The 18,131-nt window shown below is 61.5% G+C and carries 13 protein-coding genes; 9 read left to right on the forward strand and 4 right to left on the reverse strand.

Annotated features, from left to right (window positions below; translation table 11 throughout):
- Nucleotides 1-14 precede the first annotated feature (14 nt).
- The gene (locus IPK09_14360) at nt 15-1,148 is read left to right on the forward strand and encodes a class I SAM-dependent RNA methyltransferase (GenBank protein ID MBK7984783.1); all 1,134 of its coding nucleotides are present in this window, start codon (nt 15-17) and stop codon (nt 1,146-1,148) included.
- A gap of 54 nt (nt 1,149-1,202) precedes the next feature.
- Here the strand turns inward: IPK09_14360 and IPK09_14365 are convergent, their stop codons facing one another.
- Complete coding sequence (locus IPK09_14365) at nt 1,203-2,876, reverse strand: cation acetate symporter (GenBank protein ID MBK7984784.1); 1,674 nt, start codon at nt 2,874-2,876, stop codon at nt 1,203-1,205.
- Nucleotides 2,873-3,184 (reverse strand): DUF485 domain-containing protein, encoded by a 312-nt coding sequence (locus tag IPK09_14370; GenBank protein ID MBK7984785.1) that lies wholly within the window; start codon nt 3,182-3,184, stop codon nt 2,873-2,875. Before IPK09_14370 ends, IPK09_14365 begins: the two co-directional genes overlap by 4 nt.
- A gap of 200 nt (nt 3,185-3,384) precedes the next feature.
- Between IPK09_14370 and IPK09_14375 the strand changes: the two genes are divergently transcribed.
- Nucleotides 3,385-5,610 (forward strand): DNA polymerase III subunit epsilon, encoded by a 2,226-nt coding sequence (locus tag IPK09_14375; GenBank protein MBK7984786.1) that lies wholly within the window; start codon nt 3,385-3,387, stop codon nt 5,608-5,610.
- Between the two features lie 107 nt (nt 5,611-5,717).
- Here the strand turns inward: IPK09_14375 and IPK09_14380 are convergent, their stop codons facing one another.
- Both IPK09_14380 and IPK09_14385 read right to left on the reverse strand, forming a co-directional pair.
- Nucleotides 5,718-6,980: an FAD-dependent oxidoreductase gene (locus IPK09_14380; protein MBK7984787.1), complete on the reverse strand. Its 1,263-nt coding sequence runs from the start codon at nt 6,978-6,980 to the stop codon at nt 5,718-5,720.
- A 58-nt stretch (nt 6,981-7,038) separates the two neighbouring features.
- On the reverse strand, nt 7,039-7,413 hold the full coding sequence (locus tag IPK09_14385; GenBank protein ID MBK7984788.1) for a cytochrome C: 375 nt from the start codon (nt 7,411-7,413) through the stop codon (nt 7,039-7,041).
- A 348-nt stretch (nt 7,414-7,761) separates the two neighbouring features.
- Between IPK09_14385 and IPK09_14390 the strand changes: the two genes are divergently transcribed.
- The 7 genes from IPK09_14390 to IPK09_14420 all read left to right on the forward strand — a co-directional run bounded on the left by IPK09_14390 (nt 7,762) and on the right by IPK09_14420 (nt 18,123).
- Nucleotides 7,762-9,426, forward strand: a complete 1,665-nt coding sequence (locus IPK09_14390; protein ID MBK7984789.1) for a FecR domain-containing protein — start codon at nt 7,762-7,764, stop codon at nt 9,424-9,426.
- Between the two features lie 44 nt (nt 9,427-9,470).
- Nucleotides 9,471-12,272 (forward strand): EAL domain-containing protein, encoded by a 2,802-nt coding sequence (locus IPK09_14395; GenBank protein MBK7984790.1) that lies wholly within the window; start codon nt 9,471-9,473, stop codon nt 12,270-12,272.
- Between the two features lie 75 nt (nt 12,273-12,347).
- On the forward strand, nt 12,348-14,402 hold the full coding sequence (locus IPK09_14400; GenBank protein MBK7984791.1) for a DUF3131 domain-containing protein: 2,055 nt from the start codon (nt 12,348-12,350) through the stop codon (nt 14,400-14,402).
- Nucleotides 14,403-14,410: 8 nt separating this feature from the next.
- Nucleotides 14,411-15,076, forward strand: coding sequence for a DUF1287 domain-containing protein (locus IPK09_14405; protein MBK7984792.1), 666 nt, complete (start codon nt 14,411-14,413; stop codon nt 15,074-15,076).
- A gap of 52 nt (nt 15,077-15,128) precedes the next feature.
- On the forward strand, nt 15,129-16,259 hold the full coding sequence (locus tag IPK09_14410) for an ABC transporter ATP-binding protein (GenBank protein MBK7984793.1): 1,131 nt from the start codon (nt 15,129-15,131) through the stop codon (nt 16,257-16,259).
- A gap of 23 nt (nt 16,260-16,282) precedes the next feature.
- Nucleotides 16,283-17,635, forward strand: a complete 1,353-nt coding sequence (locus tag IPK09_14415) for a beta-glucosidase (GenBank protein ID MBK7984794.1) — start codon at nt 16,283-16,285, stop codon at nt 17,633-17,635.
- Nucleotides 17,636-17,754: 119 nt separating this feature from the next.
- Nucleotides 17,755-18,123 (forward strand): hypothetical protein, encoded by a 369-nt coding sequence (locus tag IPK09_14420; GenBank protein ID MBK7984795.1) that lies wholly within the window; start codon nt 17,755-17,757, stop codon nt 18,121-18,123.
- The last annotated feature ends 8 nt before the right edge of the window (nt 18,124-18,131 follow it).

Genomic DNA, 18,131 nt, shown 5'->3' on the forward strand with positions numbered 1-18,131 from the left:
ATAGTATCGCCGCCATGTCCGTGATGTCTCATTCGCCGAGCGATCCCGCCGTGCCATTACCGGTCGGATGCGAAGCGCGCTGTCCGGGTTGCAGCCATCGGCTGTTGAGCGCGACCGCCAGCGAAATGCAAAAAATGGACTGGTTGCGGCGACAGCTCGCGCCTTGGGCGGAACGGTTGCAGCCGCTGCAAACCGTCGCCGAGACGGCGCGTTGGGGCTATCGGCGCAAGGTCTGCCTGTCGGCGGTTTGGAGCGCGGCCGCCGGTTGGCAGTTCGGTCTGTGGCGGCGCGACGAGCTGATTCCGATTCCCGATTGTCCGGTTCATGCCGGCCTGGTGCGGACGCTGGTGCGCTGGTTGATGCGGGTGTTGCCGCCTTATCCGCTGTTTCCTTTGGCCTTCTTGGTTCAATCCGGCGCGCAGGCGACGCTGATTGTAAAGGCGCATCAGAGTGCGGCGCTCGATGGGTTGGCTGACAGGGACGGTGAGGAACTGGCGACCAGCGGGCTGGACGGTTTGTGGTTGCACCGGCATCCGGCGGCCGGCCGGCGGCTGTTCGCCCGCAACGGCTGGCAATTGCTGTGGGGCCAACCGCGTTCGCGGGATGGGTTCGGCTTGCTTTATGGGCCGACCGCTTTTCAGCAACTGCTTCCCGCTCTGTATCGCCGAGCGCTGGATACGGCCGAGTCCTTTTTAGCGCCACAAGCAGGCGACAGCCTCATTGATCTCTATTGCGGGATCGGCGCCAGTCTGAGGCGCTGGAGCGTGCGCGGCGCGCGGGCGATCGGGGTGGAACTGAGCGGCGAGGCGGTGGAATGCGCTCGTTTAAACGCGCCGAAGGTTGAGGTTCTGCGCGGCAAATGCGCCGAGCGCATCCCGCAGTTACGGGGTTGGGCGCAACTGACGGGGAGCCGGCTGCTCTATGTCAACCCACCGCGTCCCGGTTTGGAACCGGAGGTCTTGGCATGGGCGTCAGAGGAGTTCCGGCCCGATCGACTGGCGTATCTGTCATGTAGCGCCGGAACCCTGAGCCGTGATTTACGGGCGCTGGCGGCGGCGGGTTATGCGGTGGACGCCTTGTATCCTTACGACTTCTTCCCGCAAACCCAGCACGTCGAAACGCTGGCGCTGCTGCGACGGATAGCCTGAAAAAGCGAGCTAGCGAGCGGCCCGACCTCCCGTCGGGCCACTTCTGGCAAAGACCTAATGCGCCGCTGCACCCGCTGCGCCGAAGCCGGTCTGCGCGCGCACGTACTGATCCTCGAACGCCTCTTTCTCCTGCGCCGCCCTGGCGCTGGTGTCCGTCACCGAACCCAGCCACGCGAAGAAGAAGGCGAGCGGCATCGAGAAGATCGCCGGCTGCTCGTAGGGGAAGATCGGGTCTTTGTTGCCGAGCACCGTGACCCAAACCGCCTTCGACAGCACCACGATCAACACCGCCGACACCAAGCCGGCGATGCTGCCCCAAATTGCGCCGCGCGTGGTCAGACCCTTCCAATACATCGACAGGATCAACACCGGGAAATTACAGGAGGCGGCGACGCCGAAGGCCAGGCCGACCATGAACGCCACGTTCTGCTTCTCGAAGGCGATGCCGAGCAGCACGGCCAGCACGCCCAAGAACAGCGACGAGCGTTTCGAGACGCGGACTTCCTCAGCCTCGGTGGCTTGCCCCCGGCGGATGACGTTGGCGTACAAATCGTGCGAGATCGCGGACGCGCCGGCCAGCGCCAGCCCTGATACCACCGCGAGAATGGTCGCGAAGGCCACCGCCGACAAAAAGCCCAGCATCAAATTCCCGCCGACCGCGTGCGCCAAGTGCATGGCGGGCATGTTGCCGCCGCCGCGCAGCTTGCCGGCCAGATCGCCACCCTCGAAGTATTCCGGATTGGTGCCGACGATGGTGATCGCCGATAGCCCCATGATCGCCACCACGGTGAAGAAGAAACCGACGCACAGCGTGGCGATGAACACGCTCTTGCGGGCTTCCTTGGCGTTCGGCACCGTGAAAAAGCGCATCAAGATATGTGGCAGGCCGGCGGTGCCGAACATCAAGCCCAGAGACAGTGACACCGCCGTGATCGGATCGGACAGGAACGAGCCGGGGGCCATCAGCGCCATGCCTTTTTTGGAATTGGCCACGGCTTTGGACGCCAGGGTCTCCAGACTGAAACCGAACTGGGAAAAAGCCAGCAGCATCACCAGCGTGCCGCCGCCGAGCAACAAACAAGCTTTGATAATCTGCACCCAGGTGGTGGCGATCATCCCGCCGAAAGTGACATAAACCACCATCAGCACGCCGACGATCACCACCGCGATCCAGTATTCCAAGCCGAATAGCAACTTGATGAGCTGTCCCGCGCCGACCATCTGCGCGATCAAATAGAACACCACTACGGTCAGCGAGCCGATGGCGGCGACGGTGCGGACCTGGCGCTGATCGAGCCGGTAGGAGGTAATGTCGGCGAAAGTGAATTTGCCCAGGTTGCGCAGCCGCTCGGCCATGATGAACATGATGAACGGCCAGCCCACATAAAAGCAGATGCAGTAGATGTAGCCGTCGAAGCCCTGGAAATAGGTCATGCTGGTCAGGCCGAGCAGGGTAGCCGCCGACATGTAGTCGCCGGCGATGGCCAAGCCGTTCTGGGTGCCGGTGATGCCGCCGCCGGCGGAGTAATAGTCGCTGGCGGTCTTGGTGCGCTGGGCCGCCCAGTAGGTGATGCCCAAGGTCATCATCACGAAGATGAAGAACATGACGATGGCGTGAATGTTGAGCGCCTGTTTTTGCGCTTGGCCGACGTCCGGGGCCGCCAGCGCCAAGCCCATCCAGCCCAGCGCCAGCGCGCCGGCGGTAATTTGTAGGAGGCGACGGTTCATTCGATGGCTCCCCGGATGATCTCTGAGTTGATGTCATCGAATTCGGTATTGGCGCGCCGGATGTAGACCCCGGTCAACAGCCAGAACAACAAAATCAAGCCCGCGCCGATCGGCCAAGCGATGGTGGCTACGCCGCCGTCCCAAATCGGCTTGGCCAGCATCGTCGGATTGAACGCCACGATCATGATGAAGATGAAATAGAGGCCCAGCACCACCGCCGTCAGCGTCCAGGCAAAACGACTGCGTTTGCTGACCAGTTCATCGAATTTCGGATTTCTTCGGATCCGTTCGTACACTTCAGACGACATTTGTTGTTTCTCCTTTATGTGGGTAGATAGCATGGTCTTGGGCGCAAGAGCGTAACCAAGTATTATAACTATATAAAGACTTTCTATTTTTTCCACACGAGGCCAACAGTTTTGCTAATGTCTCACAGGTGATGTACACCTGTTGGAGCGGTTGGGTCAAAATAACTATTTGCCTTTACCTGACAGATGAGCTCGATTTGATGAATGAAAATCTTCGCTTCGTTCTTGCGCTTGCCGCTTTTTTAGCGTTGGTGGCCGGGTTGGGACTGGCGGCGGGTTATGCGGTTTACCATGCCCTGGAAGTGGATGAAAAAGAAACCGTCGTCAAGATAGTGGCTCCTAAGGCGGAACTGATCGCCGAGATTGGGGCGCTGCTGCTGGCTTTCCTCGGCATTGCGTTCGCCGCAGCCTATCAGGTCTACGTGAAGGGTTTGCTCAGGATCGCGGAAGGCATTCGCATCACTCTCAACGCCAATTCCAGCCACCGCCTGGAATCAGCGGGTCCGTCCGAGCTAAGGCGGCTGATGGAGGCGGTCAACGATCTGGCCGAACATGGAGAACTGCTGGCGCGCGACCTGGAAGCCAAGGTCGCTCGGGCCAAAGCCTCGGTCGAGGAGGAGAAGAATCGACTGGCGGCGCTGATGTCCGAGTTGACTCAAGGCGTGCTGGTCTGCAACGCCGACGGCCGCATCCTGCTCTACAACGAGCGCGCGCGTCAGACGCTGTGCGCCGCGGACGGTGCGCAAAATGAGACCTCAATGACGCTGGTGGGCCTTGGGCGATCCATTTTTACCATCATCGACCGCAATCTGTTGGCGCACGCCTTGGAAAACATCCGCGCCCGGCTGGAAAAAGACGAACCTGGTCCCAGCGCGCAATTCGTGTTCACCACCCGAACCGGACAGCTCGTTCGGGTGCGGCTGGCGCCGGTGGTGGTCGCGCCGGAAGCGCCTCCAAGCGGTGCAGAGCCCGAGCGCCAGCACGCGATTTCAGAAGGGTCGTCCGTGCCAGTGCCGCCGCCCGCCCTCAGCGGTTTCGTCATGACCCTGGAAAACGTCACTCACACCTTCGAACTGGACAGCACGCGCGATATGTTGTTGCAAGCGCTGACGGAAGGCAGCCGGGCGGCGCTGGCGAACATCCGCGCCGCCGTGGAAACCTTGACCGACTACCCGGATTGCGATCCGGCGCATCGCGCGCGCTTCCTTCAGGTCATTCGGGAAGAGGCCCGCGCCTTGAGCGGCAGGCTCGATAAGACGACCTCCGATTACGCCGATTCCCTCAAGACCCGCTGGCCGCTGGAGGAAATGCTGGCGGTCGATGCGGTCGCGGCGGCGCGACGTCGGATCGAGAGCCGGCTGGGGTTGCGCACGCGTTCGGAGGTGCTCGACGATTCGATTTGGATCAAGGTTGACAGCTATACGCTGGTGCAGGCATTCGCTTACTTGGCCGGTCGGCTAAAGGACGGCTACCAGGTTCGCGAGCTGTGTTTCAATCTGACGCGGCACGCACGGGTTGTGGAACTCGATCTGGCCTGGTCCGAGCCCATCCTGTCGCAAGGGGTTTTGTACGATTGGGAGACCGATACCATGCGGGCCGGCGGGGAAGACAGCCCGCTGACGTTGCGTGACGTGACCGATCGGTTGGGGGCGGAAATCGTCTACATGATCGACAAGACCCGACAGCGGCCTTTCATTCGATTCCTGTTACCGATGGTCAAGCCGACGCGCGCTTCGGCCGGCGCTCCGATCCGCTTCGGCGAAAGCCGGCCGGAGTTTTACGATTTCGATTTGTTTCATCAAGCCGGTCAAACCCCCGAACTCGATCAGATTCCGCTGGCGGAGCTGGCGTACACCGTGATCGACACCGAGACCACCGGCCTCGATCCCTCAACCGGCGACGAGATCATCGCCATCGGCGCGGTGCGCATCGTCAACAACCGGCTGCTACGCTATGAAACCTACGAACAACTGGTCGATCCCAAGCGGCCGATCGCCTCCTTATCGCAGACCGTGCACGGCATCACCCACGAGATGCTGCGCGGCCAGCCGACCGTCGACCAGGTTCTGCCGCAATTTCACGAGTATTGCGAGGATACGGTGCTGGTCGGGCACAACGCTGCGTTCGACATGCGCTTTTTGCAAATGAAGGAAGCCCAAACCGGCGTCCGTTTCACCCAACCGGTGTTGGATACGCTGCTGCTGTCGCAAGTGCTGCATCCCCACCAGGAATCGCACGCGCTGGAGGCCATCGCCGAGCGCTTGGGCGTTGCGGTGGTCGCCCGCCACACCGCGTTGGGCGACGCCTTGGTGACCGGAGAAGTGTTCTTGCGGATGATCCCACTGCTGGCGGCGCACGGGGTCCGCACCTTGCAAGACGCTCGTGAGGCCACCGAAAAAGCGCTGTACGCCAAGGTCGAATATTGAAAAAACCGTCCGTGGCCCTCGCTCTTGGAGGCTTGGGGAATCGCCTGGAACCAGGAGCGAGGCTGCGGTGCTTGGGGTCCGCCTCCCGAGGGTTTACCCGCCGGCGTTCAGGCGAAGGTGTCAGCGAACAGATTGGCGGACCAGTCGAACATGTCCTCGTAATTATCGCGGGTCGGCGAGGCGGCTTCTCCGAACGAGGCGGGCACCAAATCCATGGTCTTGGTGGCCGGGTTATAGGCGTAAACCGCCGTCAGCCACGAGGCGGTATTGGCGGTGATCGGGCTGTAGCAAGCCGAATTGGTCACCGGAGCCGGATCGGGGGCTTCGCCGGCGAACGCCCGTAAAATCGCGTCGGCGCAGACTTTGGCCTCGGCGTTGGCGATATGGCCGGATTTGGGTTGGCCGGTGCCTTGCGAGTCGCCGATGATGTGGACGCCCGTCATGCCCGCGAGGGTGGATTCGTAATTGAGCGGGTTGACAGGCGCCCAAAGACCGGCGCCTGTCAGACCGGCGCTGGTGACCAACGCTCCCGCCTTTTGAGGGGCGATCACGTTCAAAACGTCCGCCTTGAAGTCGCCGGCGCTGGTATAGGCGATCCGCTGGTCCGAATCCACTCGCAGCAGCGCGGCGTTGGGGTGATATTCGATGACGCCGGCGTGGGTTTGGGTGAACGCCTTGGTGAAGGTTTCCGGCTCGGCGACGATGCCGGGATTGGCGTCCAGCACGATGACCTTGGAACCGGGCTTGGTGCGCTTGAGATAATCGGCGACCACGCAGGCGCGCTCGTAAGGTCCGGGCGGGCAACGATAGGGTTTGGGCGGGATGGTCATGATGAACAGTCCGCCCGCCGGCATGGTTTGGATCTGTTGCTTGAGCAGCGTGGTTTGCGTGCCCGCTTGCCAAGCGTGGGGAACTTTGTTGGGATCCCAGCCGGTGACGGGTTGGAACTCGATGCCGGGAGCCAGCACCACATGCTCGCAATCCAGCGGAGTCCGACCGGCGACCTGCACCCGCCAGGTGCTGCCGGTCGGCTTTTCGATGCTCATCGCCCGGCCTTGAACGAAATTGACGCCGAGTTGTTGGAGCGACCCATAATTAAAGGTGATTTGATTCAGGCTCAGCGAATTGGTCAGCACCAAATTGCTGAGGATGCAAGAAATGTGAGCGGGGTTGGCGTCCACCAAGGTAACGGCGACACCCGCGCCGCCCCACAGCTTCAGATATTTGGCCAAGGTGGCGCCGGCGAAGCCGCCGCCGACCACCACCACCCGGCCGGACAAACTTTGCGCCTTGAGGTAAATCGGCGTGGCGGCCAGCGCGGCGGCGGCCCCGGTCAGTTTCAGAAAATGGCGTCGCGAGATCGTATTCATGGCGTTTATCCTCTACAGAGTTCGATGGGAAGGCGAGGGTCGAGCGTAAAGACGCCGCTCAATCATCATCGTGCTCGTGGTGATCGCCACCGTCGCCGCCTCCGTCCGATCCGCTGCCGCCGCCGTTGCCTAATCCCGCGTAATAGTCGGCGATCAACCGAATTTGCGCGTCGGTATATCCTTTTGCCTGGCGGTGCATGATATCGTTAGTTTTAGTGCTGTATTTCATTTCGAGCACTTCTTCATAGATTTCCTGGGCGCTTTCTCCGCGCAGGCTGTCGATGTCACCTACGGCCTGGCCGTTAGTGCCGTGACATTGAGCGCATTGCGAGGCCAACAAACGGCCGGCCGGCGGTGCGGTCCAGCCCGTCAGCGGGATGGCGAGCGCAAGGCCAGAAAGGAAGGTCAATAGAACTCGATAGTTTGAAATCATTGGCGGTATCCTATTGAAGTGATTCTGGTATCATGTCCGCCCCACGCCTCCGGAATTCACAGGTTCTCCGATCGAGCGTAGCTGATTCGAACGCTTACCGTTCGCATCCGAGGACGCCGGGTAGGGTGACTATGGCTAAGGTACAGGCCAAGAATTAATTGAAGCTGAATTGATTGCGATCGGTTTACCCCAGTTGAACGCCTGGACTAGCGCGCCCGCGTAAATTGCGCTGTGGCGACTCGCTCGTAGGTTGTTCGCTAAAAGGACCGTCATTGATTTCGTGATTCCTCTATCCAACATTTCCGGTCAATAATTCGTTCGTTACCAAACTGAGGAGCCGAGAACGGTATGCAAATTGCAAAAAGACGGTTTGGTCCCAGGAGGGCGATCAAGACGTGCGCTGTTACCAGTTTTATAGCGCTGGTGTTGCTAGGGGCGGAAACCGCGCGTGCTCAGGAATGGCTCTATACCGTGCGGCCGGGTGACAATTTGTGGAACGTAACCGCCGAACATCTGACCAGAATGGATTATTGGCCGAGGTTGCAAGTGCTGAATCAGGTTTCAAATCCGGAAAATCTGCCGCCAGGGATGAAACTGCGCATTCCCATCGCATGGCTCAAACGGTTGCCAGCGACAGCGCAGGTTCTGAGCGCGCACGGTCAGAACCAAGCCGTGATCGCCACTACCAATCAAACCGTGGCGCTCAAGACCGGCCAGCTTCTGGAAAGCGGGGATACGGTCCTGACTGGGGAGGACGGTAACGCCACTTTGGAGTTTGGCGATGGTTCGCGCTTGTTGGTGCAAGCCAACAGCCAGCTGAATTTGAAGAGCCTAAACGCTTATGGCCGCACCAACGTGAGAGACACGCTTTTGCAATTACTGCGCGGACGGGTGGAAAACCAGGTTGTCCCACGCTCGGGGGCCGGCGCCCGCTATGAGATCTCGACGCCCGTCGCCACCTCGGCCGTGCGGGGTACCCGCTACCGGCTCGGCATGGAAACCGGCACCGATACCGCGCGGACGGAGGTTTTGGAAGGGAACGTGAGCTTTCGAGGGGGCGGGAAAACCCAGACCGTCGCCAAGGGTTTGGGCTCTTTGGCAAAATCGGACAAGCCGCTGTTGCCGCCTGTGCCGTTGCTGGCGCCGCCGAATGCCGCCGCGTTGCCGCCGGTCGTCACGCGCGTTCCGATCCAGCTCGCTGTGCCGGCGTTGAAGGGCGCGGTGGCCTATCGCGCCCAAATTGCTCCCGATGATCGGTTCGAAAGCCTGTTGTTCGATGGCGTATCGCCATCTCCGGCGGTTCGCGGGCCGGATTTGCCCGATGGGGATTACCTGCTGCGGGTTCGCGGTATCGACGCCAGAGGCCTGGAAGGCCGCGATGCCTACCATCGCTTTCGCCTGCATGCCCGCCCGGCGCCGCCGTTTTTGATCGAGCCGGCCCATCAGGGCGCTGTCCTCGAAAAAGCACTGGCTTTTAAATGGTCTGAACCGCAAGACGCCGCGAGCTATCATTTTCAATTGGCTGAGGATGAGAGCTTTACCACACCGTTGCTGGATCTTGCCGGACAGACCCGAACCACCCTTACGCCGGAGCGTCCGTTGGAGCCGCGCGTTTACTACTGGCGGGTCGCGGTACGCGACTCATCGGGCAAGGAAGGGCCCTTCAGCGACCCCCAGTCCTTCAAGCTGCAGCCGACCCCGAAATTACAGCCGCCCGAAGTCACCGCGGACAGCATGACCTTCCGTTGGAGCGCGGGGCTGCCCGGCCAGCGCTATCAGTTCCAAATCGCCAAGGATGCCGACTTCGAGGAGCTCGTCGCTTCGGCTGAAGTCGCGGAGCCCCAGCTGAGCATCCGGCGTCCGGACTCCGGTTTTCATTATCTTCGGATTCGTACCATCGAGCCGGATGGTTCCGCGGGGCCGTATGGCCCGGTGCAACGGATCGACGTTCCACCCGCCAGCTATTGGCCGATCGGTTTGGTGGTCTTTTTAACGTTGGTCTTGGCTTTATGACGGCGACCGGTCGATCCCGCGCCAGCTGGTTGGGAAAGATCGGTTTGTCAGTCGTGTTGCCTGTTTTCGCCTTGCTGCTGGTCCGGTCCGATTGGTTGTACCGTTGGGATTTTCTGATCTACGATTGGAACTTGGCGGCGTGGTCGCGAGAGCCGCCCGCCGATATCGTCATCGTCGCCATCGACGAGCAAAGCTTGCGGGAGTTGGGCCGCTGGCCCTGGTCGCGCCGCATCCACGCCGCCCTGATCCGCAAGCTCAGTGCGACCGGCGCCAAGACCATCGCCCTGGATATCGTGTTTGCCGAACCCGACATCGCCGATCCGGAGGCGGATGTGGAGCTGGCCGCCGCGCTGGCGGACAGCGGCCGGGTGATATTGCCGGTGCTCAGCGAACAAAACCGCGCGGGCGGCCAATTGGTGGAAACCCTGCCGCTGCCGATCTTGGCGAAATCGGTGGCCGGCATCGGGCATGTCAATGTGGGATTGGACCCCGACAGCATCGCGCGCGGCACCTATCTGAAAGCGGGTCTGGGCTCGCCCTATTGGCCCACTTTGGCGCTGGCCATGCTGCAGGTGGCCGGCGCCGCTAGCGAACGGGCGCTGCCCGGCCAACGGCTGGACGAGGCGACGGGTCCCGCCTCTCCTTACGTTTGGCGGCGCAATTACCGGGTGTTGATTCCGTTTGCCGGCCCGCCGGGGCACTTCCGCCATTATTCGTACAGCGAGGTGTTGCGCGATGCCGTCAATCCGGCATCGTTTCACGATAAATACGTGCTGGTCGGTTCGACGGCCAGCGGCATGGACGATGCCTTGCCCACGCCGGTTTCCGGTTTGGCGCGGCCGATGTCCGGCGTGGAATTCAACGCCAACGTACTCGACGCCCTCCAGCAGGGTTTGATCATCCGGCCGTTGGGTTCGGTGTGGTCGCTGCTGTTGACCGAGCTTTTTGTCTTGTTCCCGTTGGTGCTGTATGCGCTTTTTCCGCCGCGCTGGACGTTGCTGCTGGCTGGCTTGGCGTTGCTGCTGACGCTTCTGGTCAGTTTTGGCTTGTTGCACGGTGCCCAGCTCTGGTTTCCCCCGGCGGTGGCGCTGCTGGTCCAGAGTCTGAGTTATCCCCTGTGGAGTTGGGAGCGGCTGCATCAGGCGATCCGTTCGGTGTTCGAGAAAGAAGAACTCGCCCAGGTCACCTTGCATTCCATCGGGGACGCCGTGATCACCACGGACGCCAAGGGTAACGTGCAGTACCTGAATCCTGTTGCGGAATCCATGCTGGGCGGTTCTGCCATGACCCTGCGCAAACAACCGTTGGGCGCGATCTTTCAGGTGGCCGACGACCGCGATTGCTACTCACCGGTGGATTTGATCGCCCAATGTTTGGAAAAAAGCCAGCTGATCAAACTTTCCGAGCCGAGCATTCTAGTCAACCGATTGGGTCAGGAGTATGCCATTCGCGCTTCAGCGGCGCCCATGCGCGACCAGCGGGGCCGGGTTTCGGGCGCTGTCGTCGCCTTCGGCGACATCACCGAAACCCGCCGGCTGACCCAGCAGATGGTCTATCAAGCGACCCACGATGCGCTGACGCAGCTACCCAATCTCAATCTATTGCGGGATCGGCTCAAGCACGCCATCACCCGCGCCCAGCGCGCCGGCTACAATTTGGCGCTGCTGTTCGTGGACTTGGACCATTTCAAGAAAATCAATGAGGCCTTCGGCCACACCGTCGGCGATACGCTGCTGAAAGCAGTGGTGGCGCGATTGCTGGATTGCGGACGCAAGCAGGATACGATCGCCCGCGTGGGGGGGGATGAATTCATCTGCGTGCTGGAAGATTTGCAGCAGGAAGATCGGGCAGTGGATTTGGCCAACAAGATCTTGAATGTATTAAAAACCCCTTTTCAGATTGGCGTTCATGAATGTTTTGTCACCGCCAGTATCGGAATCTGCTTGTTCCCCAAGGACGGCGAGGACGTCGAGGCGCTGTTGAAGAATGCCGATACCGCTATGTATCGCGCCAAGGAGAGCGGCCGCGGCAATATTCAGTTCTACGCCCGCGACATGCATGTCCGTATCCTGGAGCGGCTGACCATGGAGCAGCATTTACGTCATGCCCTAGAGCGCCGCGAACTGGAACTGTTTTATCAGCCGCAAATGGATTTGCGGCAAAACCGTATCATCGGCGTCGAGGCATTGCTGCGCTGGCGTCACCCCCAGCGTGGTTTGGTGCCGCCGTTGGACTTCATCCCCTTGGCCGAGGAAACCGGCTTGATCGAAGCGATTGGCGAGTGGGTGCTGGAGACCGCCTGTCAGCAGGCCAAGGCTTGGCAGCAGCAGGGGTTGCCGCCGCTGCGGATGGCGGTCAATATGTCGCCCCGTCAATTCTTGCGCTCGGGCATGATCGATAAGGTCACTCGAATTTTGCGCGAGACCGGGTTGGAGCCCCAGCTGCTGGATCTGGAGATCACGGAAAGCCTGTTGATGAAAGATGTGGAGGCGGGGATTTCGACCATGCGCGCGCTCAAGGATATCGGCGTCCGGTTGTCCATCGACGATTTTGGGATCGGTTATTCCTCCCTGAATTATCTGAAGCAGTTTCCCATCGATCAATTGAAGATCGACAAGTCTTTTCTGGAAGAAATCGCGACCAGCCGCAACGATGCCGCCATTACGCTGGCGATGATCGCCATGGCGCACAGCATGAGGCTGACCGTCATCGCGGAGGGCGTGGAAAACGAAACGCAACTGGCCTTTCTGCGCGCCAATCGCTGCGACGAGATTCAAGGCTACCATTTGAGTTGCCCGGTGCCAGCGCACGAATTCGTCGCCCTGCTTCAAAAAATGTCTGTCTGACAGCATACTTATCGGTCAGTAGCTTTCATCCCGTCGCTAGCGGGGCTTTGATGGCCCCCTTGTTTGGAACCCGCCGTGATCCGTTTTTCTATTCGTTGGCATTGCTATGCCGTCTGTGGGTTGGTGTGTGGCCCGGTCATGTCGGCCACCGATCAGCCGCTGTCTGACTCGTTGGACCCGATAGCGGCCAGACTGCTGTTGCACGATTTCGAGCAGACCCTTAGCCCGCTGCCGGGGGTGGTCATGAGCGGTTGGACCGCCGAGCCGGGCGGTCGCGCCGGTCGAGTTCGGTACGGCATCCAGTCGGCGCAACGGCCTGATGGCGGTCGGGCATTGCATTTGCGATACCGCTTCAATCCCGAGGCTGACAGCGACATCGGTTGGCAGCTCACGCTGCCCGATCTCGACGCCTCGGCTTACGATCATCTGGAGTTCTGGGTTCGCGGCGATTCCGACGCTGACAACGCCTTGAAGGTCGAATTCAAGCAACCGCTGGCGGATGCGCCTGCCGGTTTGCTGCGCAAGGGCAGCACCGTGGTGACCGGTATCGACGGTACTTGGCGGCGGTTTCGGGTGCCGCTGAATCTGATGAGCGGCATCGCCGACTGGACCCATCTGCGCCAGTTCGGAATCGTGTTGCAACCGCTGCGCGCGCCTTCGGCGACGGGCGGCTATTGGCTGGATGACGTTGCCTTGATCAAAACCAGCCGACCCGGTCCCAGCATCTATGAGCGGGTGGTTCCGCCGCTGAAAACCGCTTGGGAAAACAGCGTGGGCGGCAAGGCGGCGACCCAACCTTACCTGCGCGCGCGGTTGAGTGGGTGGCCGGCGCGGCTGACGGTCGATCCGACCGAACTACCCGCCGCTGATCGGGCTTTTCTAGAGCGGTTGGCGCGCGATACCTGGCGCGGGCTGGTGGCCCTGAGCGACCGCGCCCACGGCGTACCGCTCGATACCGTGCGCTTGAACGGTTCTCTGATGCCGGAGCGCGCCTGGGTGGGGGATTATACCAACGTCACCAACATCGGCTTGTATCTGATCGATATCGTTGCGGCGCGGGAGTTGGGGCTGATCGACCCGTTGGAGGCGGGGGTGCGGCTGAGCCAAACCTTGGCTACGCTGGAACGGCTGGAAACCTATCGGGGCTTTTTTTACAACTATTACGACACCACCACGCTCGAACGCACCAGTCATTTTATTTCGTTTGTCGATTCCGCCTGGCTGACCGCCGGGTTGCTGGTGGCGCGCAACGCGGTTCCCGAACACGCGTGGCGGTGCACGCGGCTGATTGAGCGGGAGGATTACCGGTTCTTTTACGATCCGGTCGAGCGGTTGATGATGCACGGCTATTACGTCAACCTGCCGCAGCGCGCGGAATACAGCTACGGGATGTTGTACAGCGAGGCGCGGCTGGGCAGCCTGATCGCCATCGGCAAGGGCGAAGCGCCGGTCGAGCATTGGTATCGCATGGCCCGCACCTTTCCGGCCGGTTTCGACTGGCAGTCGCAATCGCCCAAATATCGCCTGGAGCGGACAGTCAACGGTTACCGCTTCCCCGGCGGGTATTATTCCTGGAAGGATGTGAAGTACGTGCCCTCCTGGGGCGGTAGCCTGTTCGAGGCGCTGATGCCGCTGCTGGTGCTGGACGAATTGCATCACGCGCCCGCCAGTTTGGGTCAGAACGCCCGGGCGCACGCGCAGATCCAGCGCCGCTTCGCGCTGGAGCATTTGGGCTATCCGGTCTGGGGCTTGTCACCCAGTTCGACGCCGGCCGGCGACGGTTACGGCGAATACGGCGTTCGGATTCTCGGCGCGCGCGGTTACCGTTCCGGCGCGGTGACCCCGCACGCGGCGGCGCTCGCCTTGCTGGCCGATCCAGCGCCCGCCGTGGCGAATTTGCGGCAACTGGTGCAACGCTATCCGCTCTACGGCGATTTTGGATTCTACGATGCGCTAGATCCGACGACCGGGCAGGTGGCTTATAATTATCTGGCGCTCGATCAAAGCATGATCTTGATCGCGCTGGCCAATCATCTGCGTGATGGCGTCGTTCAAAAATACTTCGCCGCCGATCCGATCATCCAGCGGGTGTTGCCGATGTTGGCGGCGGAGCGGTTTTTCGAGGAATGAGCCTTGTTATGCGCAAGCGCGGCGCGAGCGTTGCCGCCGGACTTCATTCTCGGTGCCGTTTCATCGTTCATTGGAGTTTCAACGTACTGCTGCTGACGGCGCTAGCACCGTCAGCGTTGGCTCAGCCCGGTTCCTGTCTGGTCGAGGCCGCCCGCAAGCAGGTCGGCGTCACCAAGCTCTACGATAGCCGCTACGTGGTGCTGGACTATCCGGGCGGCGACGTGCCGCCGGAGCGGGGCGTGTGCACCGATGTCATCGTGCGCGCCTACCGCCCCTTCGGAATCGACTTGCAGCGGCTGATGCACGAGGACATGCGGCGGGACGGTTCGGCTTATCCGAAACTTTGGGGTCTCAAGCGGCCCGATCCGAACATCGACCATCGCCGCGTCCCCAATCTGGCCCAATTCTTCAGGCGGCACGGCCAGGCCGCACCGACCGGAGCCGATCCGAACGCGTATCTGCCGGGCGATCTGGTGACGTGGCGCTTGCCGGCCGGCGTTCCGCATATCGGGATCGTTTCCGACCGGCTTTCCGAGGCGGGGACGCCGCTGGTGATCCACAATATCGGAGCCGGGGCCGTGGAGGACAATATCTTGTTCGCCTATGCCATCACTGGCCATTACCGCTATCTCCCGGAATCGTTGAGCGCGGCCTGCAAGATCATAAAGCACTAATTCTCTGGTTTGCTAAGCTACTGAGGACGATCCGTCTCACCAAGCTTATGCCATGGCCAGCATCGACTTCGAGCACATCGACAAAATCTATCCCGGCGGCACCCAGGCGATCTTCGACTACAACCTCGCGGTCGCCGATGGCGAGCTGGTGGCGTTCGTCGGGCCTTCCGGCTGCGGCAAGTCCACGCTGCTGCGCTTGCTGGCCGGGCTGGAGACGGTGACGCGCGGCACGCTGCGCATCGGCGGCCAGCCGGTCAACGCGCTGCCGCCGCAGCAGCGCAATCTGGCCATGGTGTTTCAGGATTACGCCCTCTACCCGCACATGACGGTGCGGCGCAATCTGGAATTCCCGCTGAAAATGCGCGATCTGCCCGAAGCTGAAATCACCCGTTTGGTGGCCTGGGTGGCCGAACTGCTCAGCCTCGGCGACCTGCTCGAACGGCTGCCCCGGCAACTGTCCGGCGGCCAGCGCCAGCGGGTGGCGATGGGCCGGGCGCTGGTCCGCCAGCCCGCCGTGTTTCTGATGGATGAGCCTTTGTCCAATCTGGACGCCCGACTGCGGGTGCAAATCCGCGCTGAAATCGGCGAATTGCTGGAGCGGACCGGTATCACCACCATCTACGTCACCCACGATCAGGCCGAGGCGATGACCTTGGGCGATCGGGTGGCGGTGATGGATCGCGGCCGGCTGCAACAGGTCGCGCCGCCGCAAGCGCTGTACGAACGGCCGGCCAACGTTTTCGTCGCCAGCTTTATCGGCAACCCGCCGATGAATCTGTTTCCCGCGCAACTGACCGCCGCCGATGGCGGCCTGACGCTGCGCGCGGGCGAACAGAGTTTGCCCTTGACGTTGCCCGAGCCGACCGTCGAGCGCTGGCGAGCTTGGCTCGATGGCCCGTTGACCGCCGGCATCCGGCCCGAACATCTGCGACTGGTCTCCACAGATGCGAGCGGGTTGAGCGCGACGGTGGTCGATGCCGAATATCTGGGTCACGAGACTCTGTTGCATGTACGGATCGACGGCATGATTGCGCCCGCGCCGGTGTTAGTGGCGCGGCTGGCCGGCATCCGCCCGTTCGACAAGGGCCAACCGGTTCGCCTCGTCATGGACGCGAGCCGATTGCATCTGTTTGGAACCGACGGCTTGACCTTGGTCAACGGAGCCGCCGATTCCATTCCCTAAATGTCATTTTGGGATTTTCGCTCATGAACGAAGCGACTGGGTTCCCCGCCGATTTTCTGTGGGGCGCCGCCACCTCAGCTTATCAGATCGAAGGTTCGCCGCTGGCCGACGGCGCCGGGGCCAGCATCTGGCACGAGTTTTCCCACACACCGGGCCGGACTTGCGACGGCGATACCGGCGATACGGCGTGCGATCACTATCACCGCTATCGGGAAGATATCGCGTTAATGCGGGCGCTTGGCCTGAACGCCTATCGTTTCAGCGTGGCGTGGGGGCGAGTGCTGCCGGAGGGGCGCGGACGCGTCAATTCGGCTGGACTGGATTTTTACCAACGACTGGTGGATGCGGTGCTGGAACAAGGCATCCAACCGATGGTGACGCTCTATCATTGGGATTTGCCGGCCGCTCTGGACCGGTTGGGCGGTTGGCTCAATCCCGACAGCGCCGACTGGTTCGCCGATTACGCCCGCGTGCTGTTTCGGGCGCTGGGCGACCGGGTGAAGTTGTGGGTGACGCTGAACGAACCGTGGGTGGTGGTGGACGGTGGTTATCTGCACGGCGGCTTGGCGCCCGGCCAGCGCAACCCCTTCGCCGCGCCGGTCGCCGCCCACAACTTGTTGCGGGCGCACGGTCGCGCCGTGCAGGCTTATCGCGCCGAAGGCCGCCATCAGATCGGCTTGGTGGTCAACCTGGAGCCGAAATATCCGGCCAGCGCAACCGCCGAGGATTTAGACGCCACCATGCGCGCGGACGCCTACTGGAACCGCTTTTATCTCGATCCGGTTTTTTTGGGGAGTTACCCACCCGAACTGCCCGAGATCTTCGGCGCGGCGTGGCCGACCTTTACTGAGGCGGATTTCGAGCTGATTAAGCAGCCGCTTGATTTTCTCGGTATCAATTACTACAGCCGGCAAGTGGTCCGCCACGATCCCGCCGACTGGCCGCTGGCCGCCGCCCGCGTGCGCCAACCCCAACAGACCCATACCGGCCTGGGCTGGGAAGTTTACCCGCAAGGGCTGACCGACATACTGGAATGGGTGGCTGGCCGCTATGGGCCGTTGCCGTTGTACGTCACCGAAAATGGTTCGGCGTTCTACGACCCGCCCCATACCAAAGGCGAAATCGCCGATCCGTTGCGCCAGGCTTATCTGCGCGCTCATCTGCGCGCGGTACTGGAGGCGCGGCGGAACGGCGTCGATGTGCGAGGCTACTTCGCTTGGTCGCTGCTGGATAATTTCGAATGGGCCTACGGCTACTCGCAGCGGTTCGGGCTGGTTCACGTCGACTACGCCACCCAGCAGCGCACGCCCAAGGCCAGCGCCCGCTTTTATACCGAAGTGATCCGCGGCGGCGGGGCGGCGCTGGGCTCGGATTGACTTCGGCCAGCGCGCGGAACAGCGGCTTGACAGCGATTTTATGCAAGACCGACCGATTCCGATTGCAAGCCTTGAATCCCATGCCAAAATGATGAAAAACACAGGCATGAGGGTCATTCGTGGAGAACGCAACGGCCACCGAGCTTTATGCGCGGGCCTGCCAGCAATGGCGGGAAGCGGTCGAGCTTGATTTGCACGACTCGGAAGACATTGTTTCCGGCATCCTGCCTTTACTGGTTCAAGGCCTGCGCGTGGACCCGGATCATCTAGCGTCGCTGGACTTGTTGAGCGATATGCTCATGGAGATCGGAGCGTATGATGAAGCGGCCGAGTTTGTGGAAAAAATGTGCGATCTACAGCCGGACGACCCCGAGTGCCAACGCAAGCTGAGCGCGTTGACCGGCGAAGAAAGCAACCGCCGCCGCGCGATTCGCGTCTACCTGCACCAAAAGCGCGTGCGCCTGACCCAAGATGACGCCGCCTGTTGAAGTCTCAG

The organism is Candidatus Competibacteraceae bacterium, from assembly GCA_016713505.1.
Lineage (GTDB): Bacteria > Pseudomonadota > Gammaproteobacteria > Competibacterales > Competibacteraceae > Competibacter_A.